Origin of the sequence: Streptomyces sp. NPDC058701 (assembly GCF_042715295.1) — a bacterium.
In the GTDB taxonomy this organism is placed as follows: domain Bacteria; phylum Actinomycetota; class Actinomycetes; order Streptomycetales; family Streptomycetaceae; genus Streptomyces.
Genome location: NZ_JBHXSY010000013.1, coordinates 193,621 through 208,904, shown reverse-complemented (window position 1 = coordinate 208,904; position 15,284 = coordinate 193,621). Strand labels below are relative to the sequence as shown.

Annotated in this window: 15 protein-coding genes; 9 read left to right on the top strand and 6 right to left on the bottom strand. The window is 74.5% G+C overall.

Translation table 11 applies throughout. From position 1 onward, the window contains the following. Positions 1-331: 331 nt before the first annotated feature. Together ACFWW8_RS17200 and ACFWW8_RS17195 are read right to left on the bottom strand one after the other, a co-directional pair. Entirely contained in the window at positions 332-535 is a 204-nt protein-coding gene (locus tag ACFWW8_RS17200; protein WP_014047008.1) for a cold-shock protein, read from the bottom strand. Positions 536-839: 304 nt separating this feature from the next. Next, positions 840-986, bottom strand: coding sequence for a hypothetical protein (locus ACFWW8_RS17195; RefSeq protein ID WP_386529533.1), 147 nt, complete (start codon positions 984-986; stop codon positions 840-842). Positions 987-1,401: 415 nt separating this feature from the next. On the opposite strand from ACFWW8_RS17195, the gene ACFWW8_RS17190 reads away from it, so the two are divergent. Further along, a complete protein-coding gene (locus ACFWW8_RS17190; RefSeq protein ID WP_386529530.1) occupies positions 1,402-2,223 on the top strand; it encodes an alpha/beta fold hydrolase in 822 nt (273 codons plus the stop codon). Positions 2,224-2,358: 135 nt separating this feature from the next. Here ACFWW8_RS17190 and ACFWW8_RS17185 read toward each other — a convergent pair whose 3' ends face one another. Then, on the bottom strand, positions 2,359-2,634 hold the full coding sequence (locus ACFWW8_RS17185; RefSeq protein WP_386529527.1) for a hypothetical protein: 276 nt from the start codon (positions 2,632-2,634) through the stop codon (positions 2,359-2,361). Between the two features lie 75 nt (positions 2,635-2,709). Then, positions 2,710-4,050 (bottom strand): phytase, encoded by a 1,341-nt coding sequence (locus tag ACFWW8_RS17180; RefSeq protein ID WP_386529524.1) that lies wholly within the window; start codon positions 4,048-4,050, stop codon positions 2,710-2,712. A 547-nt stretch (positions 4,051-4,597) separates the two neighbouring features. Here ACFWW8_RS17180 and ACFWW8_RS17175 point away from each other — a divergent pair. From ACFWW8_RS17175 to ACFWW8_RS17165, 3 genes are all read left to right on the top strand, one after another. Beyond that, on the top strand, positions 4,598-4,762 hold the full coding sequence (locus ACFWW8_RS17175) for a hypothetical protein (protein WP_386529521.1): 165 nt from the start codon (positions 4,598-4,600) through the stop codon (positions 4,760-4,762). Positions 4,763-5,500: 738 nt separating this feature from the next. Beyond that, positions 5,501-6,634 (top strand): sensor histidine kinase, encoded by a 1,134-nt coding sequence (locus ACFWW8_RS17170; protein WP_386529519.1) that lies wholly within the window; start codon positions 5,501-5,503, stop codon positions 6,632-6,634. Further along, positions 6,622-7,266, top strand: a complete 645-nt coding sequence (locus ACFWW8_RS17165; protein WP_386529516.1) for a response regulator — start codon at positions 6,622-6,624, stop codon at positions 7,264-7,266. The genes ACFWW8_RS17170 and ACFWW8_RS17165 overlap by 13 nt, the downstream gene beginning before the upstream one ends. Before the next feature lie 640 nt (positions 7,267-7,906). Here the strand turns inward: ACFWW8_RS17165 and ACFWW8_RS17160 are convergent. Beyond that, on the bottom strand, positions 7,907-8,350 hold the full coding sequence (locus ACFWW8_RS17160; RefSeq protein ID WP_386529513.1) for a helix-turn-helix transcriptional regulator: 444 nt from the start codon (positions 8,348-8,350) through the stop codon (positions 7,907-7,909). 808 nt (positions 8,351-9,158) lie between these two features. On the opposite strand from ACFWW8_RS17160, the gene ACFWW8_RS17155 reads away from it, so the two are divergent. The 5 genes from ACFWW8_RS17155 (at position 9,159) to ACFWW8_RS17135 (ending at position 13,542) form a co-directional block, all read left to right on the top strand. Continuing rightward, positions 9,159-10,271, top strand: coding sequence for a saccharopine dehydrogenase (locus tag ACFWW8_RS17155; protein WP_386529510.1), 1,113 nt, complete (start codon positions 9,159-9,161; stop codon positions 10,269-10,271). After that, positions 10,268-10,876 (top strand): TetR/AcrR family transcriptional regulator, encoded by a 609-nt coding sequence (locus ACFWW8_RS17150; protein ID WP_386529507.1) that lies wholly within the window; start codon positions 10,268-10,270, stop codon positions 10,874-10,876. Before ACFWW8_RS17155 ends, ACFWW8_RS17150 begins: the two co-directional genes overlap by 4 nt. 213 nt (positions 10,877-11,089) lie before the next feature. Beyond that, complete coding sequence (locus ACFWW8_RS17145; protein ID WP_386529504.1) at positions 11,090-11,716, top strand: TetR/AcrR family transcriptional regulator; 627 nt, start codon at positions 11,090-11,092, stop codon at positions 11,714-11,716. After that, complete coding sequence (locus tag ACFWW8_RS17140; protein WP_386529501.1) at positions 11,713-12,522, top strand: LmeA family phospholipid-binding protein; 810 nt, start codon at positions 11,713-11,715, stop codon at positions 12,520-12,522. The genes ACFWW8_RS17145 and ACFWW8_RS17140 overlap by 4 nt, the downstream gene beginning before the upstream one ends. Positions 12,523-12,666: 144 nt before the next feature. Further along, positions 12,667-13,542, top strand: coding sequence for a DUF4394 domain-containing protein (locus ACFWW8_RS17135; RefSeq protein ID WP_386529498.1), 876 nt, complete (start codon positions 12,667-12,669; stop codon positions 13,540-13,542). A 99-nt stretch (positions 13,543-13,641) separates the two neighbouring features. Here ACFWW8_RS17135 and ACFWW8_RS17130 read toward each other — a convergent pair whose 3' ends face one another. Further along, positions 13,642-15,231 (bottom strand): molybdopterin-dependent oxidoreductase, encoded by a 1,590-nt coding sequence (locus ACFWW8_RS17130; protein WP_386529496.1) that lies wholly within the window; start codon positions 15,229-15,231, stop codon positions 13,642-13,644. Between the last annotated feature and the right edge of the window lie 53 nt (positions 15,232-15,284).

The following is a 15,284-nucleotide window of genomic DNA, read 5'->3' as shown; positions in this document are numbered from 1 at the left end:
TGCGGCACGTATCGAGGAATCCCGAAGGGAGATTCGCGAGAACGAGCCGAATGAATACGAAAGCGAAAACGGATCCGTCCGGCGGCAATGGCCGCGGACAGGATCGGGCACTGAAATCAGTGGTGCACCGCGGACGTGGAATCCGGGGCGCAGACTGCGAGGGCTCTGACGGATCTGAAATCCGGAGCCCGGGTCGGGCGGACCGTGCGGCGGGACATCCCGAACGGGTCGGGTCGCGCCGTGCCGCCCGGGGGAAAACTACGCCCGGAAACGCGACGAGCTGGGGCCCGCACCCCAAGGTGCGGGCCCCAGCTGCGTATACGCGTCAGCGTCAGGCGGGAACGATGTTCTCGGCCGTCGGGCCCTTCTGGCCCTGCGCGATGTCGAAGTTCACCTTCTGGCCTTCCTGAAGCTCACGGAAGCCCTGGGCGGCGATGTTCGAGTAGTGGGCGAAGACGTCAGCGCCGCCGCCGTCCTGCTCGATGAAACCGAAACCCTTTTCGGCGTTGAACCACTTCACGGTGCCAGATGCCATGTCAATTCTCCTTTGGGGCAGTACCCGGAAACCACACCGTGCGGTCTCCGTGTCGCCGCGATGATTGCCCCACCCGGAAAAATGACCGGAAATACAGAAGTGCTCCCACCGGAGCAGAACACCGGTGAGGGCACTTGAAGTTTTTGGGAACCACAACTGCAACTGAGATCGACAGTAGCACGACGGGAGGGTGCGTGCACGGTGAATCATTCGGCTCGGCATGTTGTGGAAGAAATACTCCTGGCGCGTCGTGTCCATATCTCACTCCACGGCAACAGATATTGATAAGCGCGGAACGCAGCGTTCAAACGGTTCGCCGTACGCCCGCCGCGCGTTCCAGGTTGCGCAGCTGGACGGCGAGATCGCCCTCCAGTTCGGCGGACGCCCCGGCGGCCCACCGGGGCAGCGAGGCGACGAGGTAGCGGGACAGCGAGGCGACGGGAGAACGCACGGCGCCGGTTCCCGGCCGGCGCGCGGCCCGGCTGTGCCGTCTGAGGCAAGTGCCCGTGCACGCAGGGGCACGCAGGAGCCGGCCGCGCTCCCTGGGGTCGCCGTAGGACGTGGCGTCACACCCGCTTCCCCGGCCCGGCCGGGGATCCCCCTCGGGGGCCCTCGCGGGACGGGCGCCGTACTCGCCCGGACGGCCGCACGGCGCCGGGCGGGTTACCGGCTCCGAGCGCTCCGGCCGCCCGCGCGGCCCACGGGAAGCACGGGTACGGGTGCCCGCGGCGGGGGGTTCGCCGAGTTGCCCGGCCCGGGGCGCGAGCCGACCATCGAACGCGGCCGGCCGGAAGCCGTCGGCAGTACCCGGCGTTCGTGTGCCGCCCCGTCCGACCACCGCCCCGAACCGACCTGAGGACGTTCCCATGACCACCTTCACCACCAGCGACGGCACCGACCTCTTCTACAAGGACTGGGGTCAGGGCCGGCCCGTCGTCTTCAGCCACGGCTGGCCGCTCAACGCCGACGCCTGGGACGGCCAGCTCCGCCTGGTCGCCGAGAACGGCTTCCGCGCCGTCGCCCACGACCGGCGCGGGCACGGCCGATCCGCGCAGCCCTGGCAGGGCAACGACATGGACACGTACGCCGACGACCTTGCGGAGCTGATCGAGCACCTCGACCTCCGGGACGCGGTGCTCGTGGGCCACTCGACCGGCGGGGGCGAGGTCGCCCGGTACATCGGCCGCCACGGGACGGGGCGCGTCGCCAAGGTCGTGCTGCTCGGCGCGGTGCCGCCGCTGATGCTGCGGACGGAGGCCAACCCGGACGGTCTGCCCCTGGAGGTGTTCGACGGCATCCGCGAGGGAGTGCGCCAGGACCGTTCGGAGTTCTACCGGACGCTGAGCGAGCCCTTCTACGGTGCGAACCGGTCCGGCTCGAACGTGTCGCAGGGCGCGCGCGACGCCTTCTGGCTGATGGGCATGCAGGCCGGGCTCAAGGCCGCGTACGACTGCGTCGCCCAGTTCTCCGCGACCGACTTCACCGAGGACCTGGGGCGCATCGACGTCCCGACCCTCATCGCCCACGGCGATGACGACCAGATCGTGCCGATCGGCGCGGCCGCGCGGAAGTCCGCCACCCTGGTCAAGGATTCCGTTCTCAAGGTGTACCCCGGGGCGCCGCACGGCCTGACGGGTGACTTCGAGCAGGCCTTCAACGCCGACCTGCTCGATTTCATCCGGGCCTGAGCCCCAAGCGCCCTCCGGCAGGGACGCGGGCGGACGTGAAACAGGCGGCCGGGATCCGACGGAGTGCGCGTCGGATTTCAACCGCCTGCTTCACGTCCGCCGCACCGCGTTCACGGTCGTTTCACGACTCCGTTTTCACGATCGCTGGGGCATGGCCTCTTCCCTGCCGTCCATCTCCAGGGTGCAGCGGGGGGTGCTCGCCGTATGGGGCAGGTGGACCCGTACGCGCAGGGGTGTCGGAGGGTCGGTGGCCAGTTCGGCGTCCAGGATCCAGCTGCCCGTGCGCGCCGCGCGGCGGTCGAGCTCCTTGCCGTCGACGAGCAGCTCGATCACATGGGGGTGGTCGCCGTGCACGGTCACGGTCACCGAGTGGCCCGCCCGGTCGACACTGAACTGGTGGTGCCTGGCCATGGTCGTCTCCCGTCGGGCGAGCCCCGTCCCCTCCCAGTCTCCGTCCGCGGGGCCGGGCGGGCGAACCGTGCCGGATCACAGGCGCGCGGCGCGCGCGAGGACTCCCAGGTCGACGAACTTGAAGTTCGTGTCGGTGCGTGCCTCTCCGCCGGGCCCGGAGGCTGCGGGGGTGTTGGCCCCGTCCTGGACGACCAGCAGACCCCGGGGGAACTTCGTTCCCAGCGGCGCGCTGGTGACGGCGGCGCCGTCGCTCTCCTCGGAGCCGTCGGGCGCTCCGGGCCTCGTGCCCGCGGCGACGCGGAAGCCGCTGACGAACGCGTTGCCGCGGTCTCGGTCGAAGGCGGCGAAGGTGTCGTCCCCCTGGCTGGACGCGAGCAGGTAGCCGCCGCGCCCGGGGTGGCGCGGGTCGCGCCAGATGGTGAGGCCTTCCACGTCGGCGCTGATGTGCCGCCCGCCGAAGCCGGGGTCGGCGCCCGCGTCGCACTCTTCGGTCTCCGGGTTCCAGGTGCCGGGGACCCCGTAGGAGCGGACCTTCTCGATCAGCCGGGCCGGGGACCGCAGGTCGGCGTCGAGCTTCCAGATGCCGACGTCCTCCTGGCCCGCGTACAGCTCGCCGGTGTCGGGGTCGACGACCATGCCCTCGACCTGGGGGAGCTCGCCCGGTTCGTCGCAGGGAGACCACCGCGTGCCGTCCGGCAGGGCGAAGGCGGAGGGCAGCGTGACGGTGCGGATCGTGCGGTAGCCCACCGTGCCGCGGGCGGTCGGCGTGAGCTCGGCGAGCGCGAGGGCGGTGGCGCCCCGTCGGCTGGCGACGGCGAAGGACCGGCCCGTACGGCGGTCGGTGTAGGCGGCGAGGCCGTAGGCGGTGTGCTGCTCGTTGACCTCGTCCTGCCCGGTGGAGAACACGTGCGGCGCGGCCGTCGCGTCCGTCACGTCGACCAGGGGGCCGGCGGGCCGCCCGGGTTCGATGCGGTACACGCGCAGCTGGTCGCGGCCCCGGTCGGAGACGACGGCCACGTCGTGGCGGCCGTCGGGGAAGCGGAGGCCGGTGATCAGGTCGACGTTGTTGAAGCGCCCGGGCTTGTCGCCCTCCCGCGGCGGTGGCGGCGCGGGCAGGGACTGCACCTGCCGCCCGTCGAGGTCGTACACGCGCAGGCCGCCCTCCTTGGCGGTGGCGATCACCAGGCTGCGGTCGGGGTCGTGCGCGTTGCGCCAGATCGCCGGGTCGTCCGCGTTCGCGTTGCCGCCCGCCTCGTCGTCGAAGAGGGAGGGGGTCTCGACGGCGGCGGGCACCGCGGGCATCGACGGTGCGGCACCGTGGTCCGTACGCGCGTACGCGGGACCGGCGATCACGGTGAGGGCCGCGACCACCGCCACGGCGGCGATCGTCGTCTTCCTGCCCGGGGTCACACTCATGTTGCCTCCTGCTCGTGGGACGGACTCAGGGGCCGGCCGCGCGCGTCGGGAGGGGAACGCGGCCGCACCTCCAAGCATCGCCACCACCCTGGGCTACTTGCGGGTAGCCGCCACGAAGCAGACGTGACGCGGGCATGACCACGGGATGAACCGCGCTCCGCCGCCCGTGGACGCGGGGCCCCGGCGCAAGCGCGGCGGAACCCCGGCGGGGCATCCCACGTGTACGGCGAGGCGGAGCCCTCCCTGCCACGGGAGCGGGAGGGCCCGCACGTCCTGCTGCGGCTGCGGCTGCGCCCCGCCACACCGGAGGCCGGGCCGGAGGTGCGGCGGCGCGGCGACGCGGCCGTCGGCGCCTTCCTGAAGGCCCGGCACGCGCCCTACCGGGTGGGTTCCGGGTTCCCGAGGGCGGCTCCGCGGGCCCGGACCTCGCCGCATGGCATCGCGCGCACTCCACCGATCTGGCGAGGGACGCCCCCACCGGATGAACCTCCACGTCCGGAGGACTGCGAGAACGGGCACGGGGACGGGGAGGGCGGGCGCGGCGGCGATGCCCCCGGCGGACGCGACGTACCGGGTCGTGGTGCACGGCCGCGGCGGCCCCGCGGACGCGCCCCGACCGGCGGTGGACCGGGTCCTGACGGCCGCTCACGCAGTGACGCGGCTCCAGGCGGTGGTGGCGCGGGAGACCGTTCCGGCCGACCTGCGGCGGTGACGGTCGGCGCGTTCCCCGCGGGCGAGCGGGCCGGCGTGATCGCGGACCGGACCGAACCGGCGCTCACGGTACGGGCGGTGAGGGGGGCCACCCCGGAACGCGCTGCGCGGGCGGTGAAGCGGATCGTGCACGCCGAGTGCGCGGCGTCGGCCTGCGCGCGCGATCCGGACGTCGTACGGGTGTCCTCGTCCCCGGCCGTCCTGCCGGACCCGGCCGAGGCAGAGGCCGTGCGCGCTGCCCCCCGGGCGGAGTTCGGCGCCGAGCGGGTCGCCGCGTGGCCTCCGTCGCCGGCGACGGAGGACTTCGGACTGGTCGGAGAGGCGGGGCGGGAGCTCCACGGCGCGCCTCCGGGATCCGGCTCGGGTACGGGGTGCCGGGGACGGTCGGACCGGCCGCCCGGTCCCGGGCCCGCGCACCGGGGTCGCCCCTCCCGTCCCACCACGCCTCGGACGTCGCCCCCGACGCCCGTACAGCGCTGCCGGCCGGCGTCCGGGCACTGACGCGAACGCGTCCGCCCGGCTCGGCGACCGGTGCGGGACACCCCCCGGGCCGTCCCTCCCGGATCCAGCCGCAGGGACGCACGCGCGGGGCGGTTGGCGCCGATCCTTTCGCCGGGCGCCACCGTCGACACGAATCCGGTCGTTCAGCGCCGTTTTGGCGCCTCGTTTCGCCCAGGAGCGCGCGTGGGTGGACATCCCGGTGATCTGATGACATCAGGCCGTCGCGGAGGGACATCAGGTGGGGATCGGCTCGGGGCTCCAGCGTGCGCAATCGTTTCTCCTGCTGGCGACGGGGCTGTACCGGATCAGCCACCTGGCGGTGGGACTGGTCGGTCTGGCCCACGGGCGGTCGGGGGGCCGTCCGGTCGGTTGGCTGCTCATGGCGACGGCCGTCGGATGCACGGTGCTCGTCTTCGGCGCGGCGCGCTCGCACGGCTGGCTGAGAGCGCCGCACGTGGTCACCGACGTGGTCCTCGTCGGCTGCGCGCTGCCGTTCGCGGCCTACTTCTGGGCGGGGATGCGGGAGACACCGGCGATCGGCTGGGCGATGCTGCTGGGCGGCTCCTCCAGCGGACTGGCCGCCATCGGGCTCACCCGCTGGCCCGCGGCCGCCGCGGTCCTGGCCATCGCCGCGATCCACGTCGTCGGGTACCGCATGACGGGGGCCGGGATCGCCGTCATCGGCGCGCACACCAACGCCGTCCTGTCGTCGGCGGCGATCACCTGGCTGCTGTGGCGCTACGTCCGCCGCCAGGGCACCCTCCTCGACGCGGCGAACGAGCTCGCGGTGACGGCGGAGGCGGGCCGGGTCCGGTACGCCGAGCGCATCGCCCACCACCGGGCCCTGCACGACACGGTGCTGGCCACCCTGACCACCATCGCCCGCGGCGGCGTCGACGCCAACTCCGCTCCGGTGCGCAGTCGGTGCGCGCGGGAGGCGGCGTACCTGCGCCGACTGATCCAGCGCAGCGCCGAGGAGGAGGGGCCCGCTCCGGGCCTGGCGGCGGCGCTGGAGGGCGCCGTACGGGCGGCGGAGGACCTGGAGCTGAAGGTGACCGCGCGCTACCACGACCTGCCGTCCGTGCCGCCCGATGTCGTGTCGGCGCTCGCCGACGCCGTCGCCGAGGCGCTCAACAACGTCCAGCGGCACGCCCGGACCGGCCGCGCCTTCCTCACCGCGGCCCGGCACGGCGACGGGGTCCTGGTGACCGTGGTCGACCGGGGGGCGGGCTTCGCTCCGGGGGCGGTCGCGGCCGGCCACGTGGGCCTGGCGCGGTCCGTGCACGCCCGGATGCGGGAGGCGGGCGGCTTCGCGGAGGTGGACAGCACGCCCGGCGAGGGCACCGTCGTGGAGCTGCGGTGGCCGGGGTGACGTCGGTCGCGGTCGTGGACGACGACAGGATGCTGCTGGGCGGGCTGCGTTCCTGGCTGGCCCCCGCGCCCGGGATCGACCTCGTCGCGACGGCGGCCACCGTCGCCGAACTGGTGGAACTCACCGGCGGGGGGCCGCCGGCCGATGTCGTCCTGCTCGACCTCCGGTTGAAGGACGGCTCGGAGCCCGCCGCCAACATCCGGCGGCTGCGGGCGACCGGGTGCCGCGTGCTGGTCATCAGCACGGTCGCGGACCGGGCCGGGGTCATCGCCGCGGTGGCCGCCGGCGCGGCCGGGTACCTCACCAAGGACCACGATCTGGAGACGCTGGTGACGGCGGTGGAGGAGGTGGCGGCCGGCGGGACGGCCCATTCCGCGGAACTCGCGTTCGCCTGGGCCCACGACTCGGCGCCCGGCCGGCCCGCGCTGTCCCCCAAGGAGCGCGAGGTGCTCCTCGGCTACGCCTCGGGACTCACCCTCAAGAGCACCGCGCGGCGGGCCGGCATCAGCCCGCACACGGCCAAGTACTACCTCGACCGGGTCAAGGACAAGTACCAGCGGGCGGGGCGCCCCGCGTACACGAAGATCGACCTCGCCTCCCGGGTCCGCGAGGACCGGCTCGACGAGGGCTGAGCGGCCCGCACCGGACCCGCCGGCGCCGTCCGCCGGCGGTCATGGCCGGTTCAGGACGGCGCCGCGGCATTGTCCGGTGCCCGGCGGCTCCCTAGGTTCGAGGTGTCCGCCGGCGTCGGCCCGAGCCCGGGTCGGGGCCGGGGCCGCCGAACCGGAGAGGAGGTGTCCCATGTTCCGGATCATCGACAAGGTCGAGGAGACGTACTTCTCGGCGGCGCGACCGTCGCACCGAGCGGCTGGTGTTGTCCCGGCCACTGCCCGCCCGGAAGCCGGTCCAGCACCACCGGGCCGCCGTGGTGGGGCTCGCCGGGCGGTGGCCTGGTCAGCCACATCAGCGGGCGGGACGCCCTGATGCACGGGGGTGCTGGTGGTGGACCGCTCGCTGGAGAACCGCCCGCTGCGGCGGCTGACGGAGACGCGGGGTCGGCAGCACGGGGAGATCGGGTTCTCCCCGTACGACCTGGACCCGCACGCGTACCCGGCGCTCACGGCGATCGAGCGGGACGGCCGGCTGCGCCGCTACGACTGCTTCGCGGGCGGCGGGGTCGGCAGCCCCCGTTACGGCCGGGCCGACTCCCCTTCGAGGCGGCCGAAGTGCACGGCCGCTCGCGGTCCGGGACCTGAACGCGAACCCGCTGCCCTACCCCTGAGCCGGGTGCGGCACGGCGGCCCCCACAGGGGAGGGGCCGCCGGCCGCGCCACCGGGCTCCGCCCGCCCGTCCGGGACCGGCCGCCGTTCCGGGACCCGGCCGAGCAGCAGCCCGAGCTGGAGGCGCGAGGTGGCGCCGTAGCGTTCGGAGACCGCGGCGACGTGGCGGCGCACCGTCCGCGGGGTGACGCCGACCCGGCGGGCGACGCTCTCGTCGGTCAGGCCCTGCGCGAGCCCCTCGATGACCGCGGCCTCCGTACCCGTGAGGGCGCCCTGCGGGACCGGGGCCGGTCCCGCAGGGCCGCGCCCTGGGCCACCAGTCCTCCAGGAACCGGCAGGCCACGCTCCGGGCGGTCCCGGGCGTCCGCGCGGTGTGCAGGACGGTGAGCCCGTGCCCCAGGTCCAGCGCGACGGCCAGGCTCTCCCGGTCGGCAACGGCGATGTGCAGGGGCAGCAGCCCGGCGGTGCGCACGAGGGTCCCTCTGCCGGTCACGGCGCTGAGCCGTGCGGCGGCGCCGGGGCTCACGGCCGCCGAGGCGCTGACGATGAGCCGGTGGTGGGCCGGGGTGCCGGACGCGCAGCCCTCGGGCAGGGCGGGGCGGACCTCCAGGAGTTCGAACCGCGCGCTCTCGCGCAACTCGGCGAAGACCCCGCCCGCTTCTCCCGCTCCCCCGGCTCCCCCCGCGTCGCCCGGACCGCGCCTGTGGGCCGCGACGGGTCCGTGGGCGGGGCGGTCGGGGCCGCTGTGGCCGTCGCAACAGGGTGCGGCCATGGCCGTCAGTACCTCGGTGAGGCCGCCCAGGCCGTCCAGTGCCGTGCGCAGCCGGCCGATCAGTTCGTGCGGGTGGCCGTGCCGGTCGTCGCCGGGACACGGACCGTGGTCGTCGACTGTGCTGCCCCTGCTGTCCATCGGCTTCCCCTCGCTTCGTCCTTCCGGTGAAGAGGCGGGGCATGGCCGGGGCCGCCGTTCATCCCGTTCGCCGGATATCACTCACTTCGGAACCACTGTCACGAGATGCGGATATAGGGCCCATATGAGCGGGCGCTTGCGAGTATTCGTCAGCGCCGCGGGGGCGTCAAGGAGTTCGGGCCCGGCCAGGACCCGTCCGTTCAGGGGGGTTTACACGAACCGCTCCGCCTGCCCCGCCGTCTCCCGCGGGCCGGACCGCAGGTCGGCGGGCCTCGGGGACGGCCGCCGGAGTCGCTAGACCTTTTCTAGGTCGAGTGACCTATAGTCTCCCCCATGGACAACGATCAGCTGGTGCACGACCCCGCCGGACCGGTGCTCCTCGTCGGCGGGTACGGAACGGTGGGCGCGGAACTGGCCCGCATGGCGGCCCGGCAGTGGCCCCTCCTGCTCACGGGCCGCTCGCCCGCCGGGGCCGTGGACCTGTGCCGTGAACTCGGCGCCGAGGCGCGGCGCTGGGACCTCGGCGACCCGGAGCCGTTCCGCGCCGCGGTGCGGGCCGTGGTGGGCGTCGTCAACGATCCGGACGACCGGGTGCTGCGCGCCGCCCTCGCCGGCGGGGTCCCGTATGTGGACGTGACGCGCTGGACGTCCCGCGTGCAGCGCGCGGCCGCGCTCGCCTCGGTCGGCCGGCCCGACGCGGGCCCGGGCGCGCCGGTACTGCTCTCCTCGGGCTGGATGGGCGGCGTGGTGCCACTGGTCGCCGCCGCCCTCGCGGAGCGCCTCGGCGGGGCCGACAGCGTGGAGACCTCCGTGCGCTACGACCTGGCCGACCGCGCCGGAGCCGACTCGGTGGAGTTCATGGACCGCCTCGGCGTGGACTTCGAGGTGCGCGAGGGCGGACTCTCCAGGAGTGTCGCCCCGCTCAGCGGCGCGCGGACGCTGACCATCGGCGACCACCGCACCAAGGTGGCCCGGATCGACACGCCCGAGCAGTTCACCCTGCCGCTGACCCTCGGCGCCCGTACCGTGACGACCCGCATCGGCTTCAGCAGCGCCGCCGCCACCTCCACCCTGGTCGGCCTGGGCCGCATCGGCTTCTTCCGGCGCGCCCGCGGCGAGCGGTGGCGTCCGGTCCGGCGACGCCTGCTGTACGCCCCCGGGGGCGGTGGCACCGCCGCCCTGCGCATCGACGTCGAGGGGCCCCTCGGGGCCCTGCGGGCCACCGTCACCGATCCGCACGGCCAGGCCCGGCTCACCGCCGTCGGAGCCCTGCTCGGCCTGCGCAGGGTCCTCGGCTCCGACGGCGCCCCGGCGCGGACCGGCCTCGCCTTCCCCGAATCCCACCCGCTGCCGCAGACCGTGCTGGCGGCGCTGGAGGCAGCGGGCGTACGGGTCGAGGTCACCGCGCGCGACACCGCCGGGCCCGTCGCGGCAGCTGCCGCATGAGCACGGCGAAAGGAGCCGCCCGGCGCGCCGCCCTCCTCGACGCCGCCGAGCGCACGCTCGTCGGTGGCGGCCACGGCGCGCTGTCCCTGCGCGCCGTGGCCGAGGCCGCCGGGGTGCGCCTCGGCCACCTGCAGTACTACTTCCCCACGCGCGACGGCCTCCTCGACGCGGTCCTCGCCCGCCTCCTGAGCCGCTCCCTGGAGCGCCTCGCGGACGTCGCCCCCGGCCTGGGCGGCGGGGACGTGGCCGCGGAGCCGGTCCCGCTGGAGCGCGTGATCACCCTGCTCCTCGCCGAGCAGGACGATCCCGGCCTGGTCCGGGTGTTCGTCGAGCTGTGGGCCCTGGCCGCGCGGGACGAGGCCGTCGCCGCGGCCGTCCGGGCCTTCTACGGGCGCTACGCGGACCTGGTGGCCGAGCAGGTCCGGCTGCACCTGCCCGACCTGCCGGAGCCGGAACGGCGCGCACGGGCGGAGGCGTTCATCGCCCTGCTCGAAGGCAGCGCGCTGATGCGCTCGGGCATCGCGGGCATCGCGTCGCCGGTGACGGACGCCCTGATCTCGCAGACGGCCTACGCCCTCCTGGCGGGGCCCGGGCCCACACCGTGACGTACGGCACGACGCGGTGGAGCCGCCGCGGCGGCCACCAGCTGGTGAGGGCGAACACCATCGTCGGCACGTGGGACTCGATCGGCACCGGCTCCCTCGGGCCCGGCGGGGCGCGGCCCAGCCCCACTGGTGGCGGGGCCACCGAGAGTCCCCAGGTCATGTGGCAGTAACTGCCAATTGACATGCCTGCCACCCTGGGTGAGGGTGTACGCCATGGCACCCGAGAACGCCCTGCCCGGCCTGCGGGAACGCAAGAAGGAGCAGACCCGCCGCACCCTGCGGGCGTGCGCCGCCGCGCTCTTCGCCGAGCGCGGTTTCGCGGGTACCACGGTCACCGACATCGCGGCGGCGGCGAACGTGTCGGAGCGCACGTTCTTCCGCTACTTCGAGAGCAAGGAGTCCCTTCTGCTGCCGGACAGCGCGGAGCTGTTCGCCTTCGTCGAGGCGGCGCTGACCGCGCGGCCGCTGGACGAGGACCCCCTGGAAGCGGTGTGCCGAGCCCTCACGGAGGCCGCGGTCCCGTTCGCGCAGAGCACCCTGACGGGACTGACCCACTCGCTGGCGGGCACCGAGAGCCAGGAGCTGATCAGGATCCGGCTGACCCGGGCGTTCGCGGAGTTCGAGGACCGGCTGAGCCTCCTGGTACTGCGCCGGCTCCCCGCCGACATGCCCGACGCCGACCTCCACGCCATGGTGGTCGCCTGTTCCGCGCTCTCGGCGGCCCGCGCCGTACTGCGCACCCAGCGGGCCCGCCGCGAGGCCGGCACCGCCGCGGACGCGGCCCCGCTCCTGCCCAAAGCCTTCGCCATCCTCGCCCGGAACGGAACTCCCGCACCGTGAAGCCCCGCACCACGCCCCGCACCGTGAAGCCCCGCCGCAAGACGCTCGCCATCACCGCCGCCTGCCTCGCCGCGACGGCGGTCGCCGCCACCGCAACCGACCTCGTGGTCCGCGACCGGGTCGAGGAGCGCGTCGTGTCGGCCGCGAGCTGCCGCCTCCACGCGACGGGTGCGGTCACCGCGGAACTGGACAGCACGTTCGCCGGACTGCGGGCCCTCGCCGGAAGCGTCGGAACCGTGCGCGTCAAGGCGGAGGGGGTCCGGCGGCAGGGCACCGACGTGAACGTCGAGGCCGTCCTGAAGGACGTGACCCGCGACGGCGCGGGCGCGGGCGGCACCGCCGAGGCCACGGTCCCCTACAGCGCGCTGCGGGAACGCCTCGGAGGCGAAGCGGGTGGCGCGGCCGCCGGGATGACCGTGGGGTCGGACGGGCGGAACCTCGTCCTCTCCGGGTCCGCCGGGGACCTGGGCCTGCCCGTCACCGTGAAGACGACCCTGTCGACGACGCCCGACACCCTGACCGTCACGCCCGCCAGCATCGGGGTGTTCGGCCGGGACATACCCGTGGACCGGGTGTCCTCCCTGCCGGGCGCCTCCGCCTTCGCCGACCGGCTCGCGCCCCGCACCGTCCGTCTGGACGACCTCCCGGCGGGTGTCGCGCTCACCGGCGCGCGCGCCGGCGGCTCCGGGCTCGTCCTGTCCTTCGCATTGACCGGCGAGGCCCTGGGCCGGTCCGGCGCGACGGATGGCTCCGGCGCAGGCGGCGGCGGAGCTGCCGGGGCGGCTTGCACCACCGGCACCGCATAGGACGTCGGACCGGCGGCGGCGGCCGCTGAGCCGTTGGAGTGGACTCGGGCCGTGGTCCACATCCGGGGTCGGTACCGCTCCGAAGCATGCGAGGACCCCGCGCCCGGATCCGGGCGGGGGTACGCACGTCTCCGAAAGGTGAACATGCTTACTCGCAGCACTGTCATGGCCGTCTCAGCCGCCCTCGCCGCCCTCTGCGCGGCCCCCGCGTTCGCCACGGCCGACACCGGCGGCACGCGCGAAGCCGCGCCGGCCATGGCGCACGCCGGTCTGCGGGCCGTCGGCCTGACGGCCGACCAGAGGCTGGTGGAGTTCGATGTCGACAGGCCGTCCACGACCTTCCCTCTCGGCAGGGTGTCCGGCCTGCAGGGCGACACCAAGCTCGTGGGCATCGACTTCCGCGTCCAGAACGAGAAGCTGTACGGCGTCGGCGACCGCGGTGGCGTCTACACCCTCAGCACCACCGACGCGAAGGCCGCCCAGGTCTCGCAGCTCACCGTCGCCCTGTCGGGCGCGCGGTTCGGCGTCGACTTCAACCCGGCCGCGAACCGGCTGCGGATCATCTCCGACACGGGGCAGAACCTGCGCCACAACATCGACGACGCCGGGGCCCCGCTCGGCACCACCGTCGACGGCACCCTGACCAACCCCACCATGCCGCCGTCCACCGCGACGGGCGTCACCGGCGCCGCCTACACGAACAACGACCTGAACGCCGCGACGGCCACCTCCCTGTTCGACCTGGACACCGCGGCCGACCGGATCTCCTTGCAGTCCCCCGCCAACGCGGGCAGCCTGGCGCCGACCGGCAACCTCGGCATCAACGCCGCGCCGAACGCGGGCTTCGACATCTACTACTCCGTCAAGAGCGGCCTGAACAAGGGCTTCGCCACCATCAGCACGGGCCGCTCGTACGGGCTGTACGAGATCAACGTGCTGAACGGCAAGGCGACCGGGCGCGGTGCGTTCCCGGCCCGGCAGCAGGTCACGGACATCGCGCTGCCCCTGAACCAGGAGTAGCGGGCCGCACGCCCGCGGGCCGGGACTCCGTCGGGAGTCCCGGCCCGCGGGCATGTGCCGTACCGGTGCTTGCGGCCTGCCGAGGCGTCCGCCGCGCGCCTATCCGGCGGTGACGAAGACGCTGTGCCAGCCGCTGGCACCGTCGGGGACGGTCCGGGCGCGCTCCTCGGTCTGTACCGCGCCGGTGCCGTCGGTGGCCCGGACGGTCAGGGTGTGACCGCCGGCCGTGGCCTTCCACGGGTAGGACCACTGGCGCCAGGTGTCGACACCGGCCTGCGGGGCCAGGTCCGCGTCCTGCCAGGGCCCGTCGTCGACGCGTACCTCGACGCGCTCGATGCCGCGGTGCTGGGCCCACGCCACCCCGGCGACGACGACGGCGCCGGCGGCCGGGCGGGCGAAGGGCTTGGGGGTGTCGATGCGGGCCTGCGTCTTGATGGGCGCCTTGCGGGCCCACCTGCGCTTGACCCAGTAGGCGTCGTAGGCGTCGAAGGTGGTGAGCTCCAGGTCCTCGATCCACTTGCAGGCCGACACGTACCCGTAGAGGCCGGGCACGATCATCCGTACGGGGAAGCCGTGGTCGAAGGGGAGCGGTTCGCCGTTCATGCCGACGGCGAGGAGCGCGTCCCGGCCGTCCATGACGTCCTCGACCGGGGAGCCGAGCGCCATTGCGTCGACGGAGCGGGCGACGAGCTGATCGGCCGGGCCGCCCTTCGAGGGGGGCTTGACCCCACATTCGCGCAGGAGGTCGGCGAGGCGGACGCCGAGCCAGCGGGCGTGGCCGATGTAGGGGCCGCCGACCTCGTTGGACACGCAGGTCAGGGTGATGTCGCGCTCGATCAGGGGGCGTTCGAGCAGGTCCTGGAGGGAGTAGGTGCGGGGCCGGGCGACCCCCTTGCCGTGGATGCGCAGCCGCCAGGTGTCGGCGTCGACCCGGGGGACGACGAGGGCGGTGTCGACGCGGTAGAAGTCCTTGTTCGGCGTGGTGAAGGCGCTGATGCCCTGGGCCTTCAGCTGGACGCCGGCCGGCAGGGCGGGGGCCGGGGAGGCCGGCGCGGGCAATTTCAGCGCCTCCCTCGACGCCACGGCGCCCTGGCCCCGGCGGCCGGAGAGCGTACGGCCCAGGGCCCCCACGCCGGTGGCGGCGACGGCGGTGACCGAGGCCGCGGCCAGGAACCCCCGTCGCGACCAGCGCCGGTCGGGCGCTCCGTCCGGGGACTCCGTCCCGGCGGCCGGGGCGGCCCGTCCGGCCAGGAAGTACAGGATCGCGGCGCCCGCGAGGGCGCCGACGAGGGAGGGCAGGGCGTCCACGGGACCCTGGGTGTCGGGGCGGGTCAGCGCGGCCGCCGCGCCGATGACGCCGAAGAGCAGCACGCCGGCGGCGCCGGTGCGCCGGTGGCGCAGGGAGAGCAGGCCGAGCGCGACGGCGAGCAGGCCGAGGGTGGCCAGGATGCCGAGCTGGAGGACGAGCTTGTCGTTCTCGCCGAAGGTGCGGATCGCGAAGTCCTTCACCGCCGCCGGGGTGCGGTCGATCGCCGCCCCGCCGACGACGGTCACCGGTCCGGCCTGCGGCCGCGCCAGGGAGGCGACGAGCTCGGCGACCGCCAGGGCGGTGAATCCGGCCAGCAGGCCGGCCGCGGCGCCCCTGAGTCCGCGGGCGAAGGTCGTTCGGAAGGTGCTCACACCCTGCATTCGCGCCGCCACGTCCGGCGGATTGGTCCCACCTCCTACGGAAGGGAGAACGA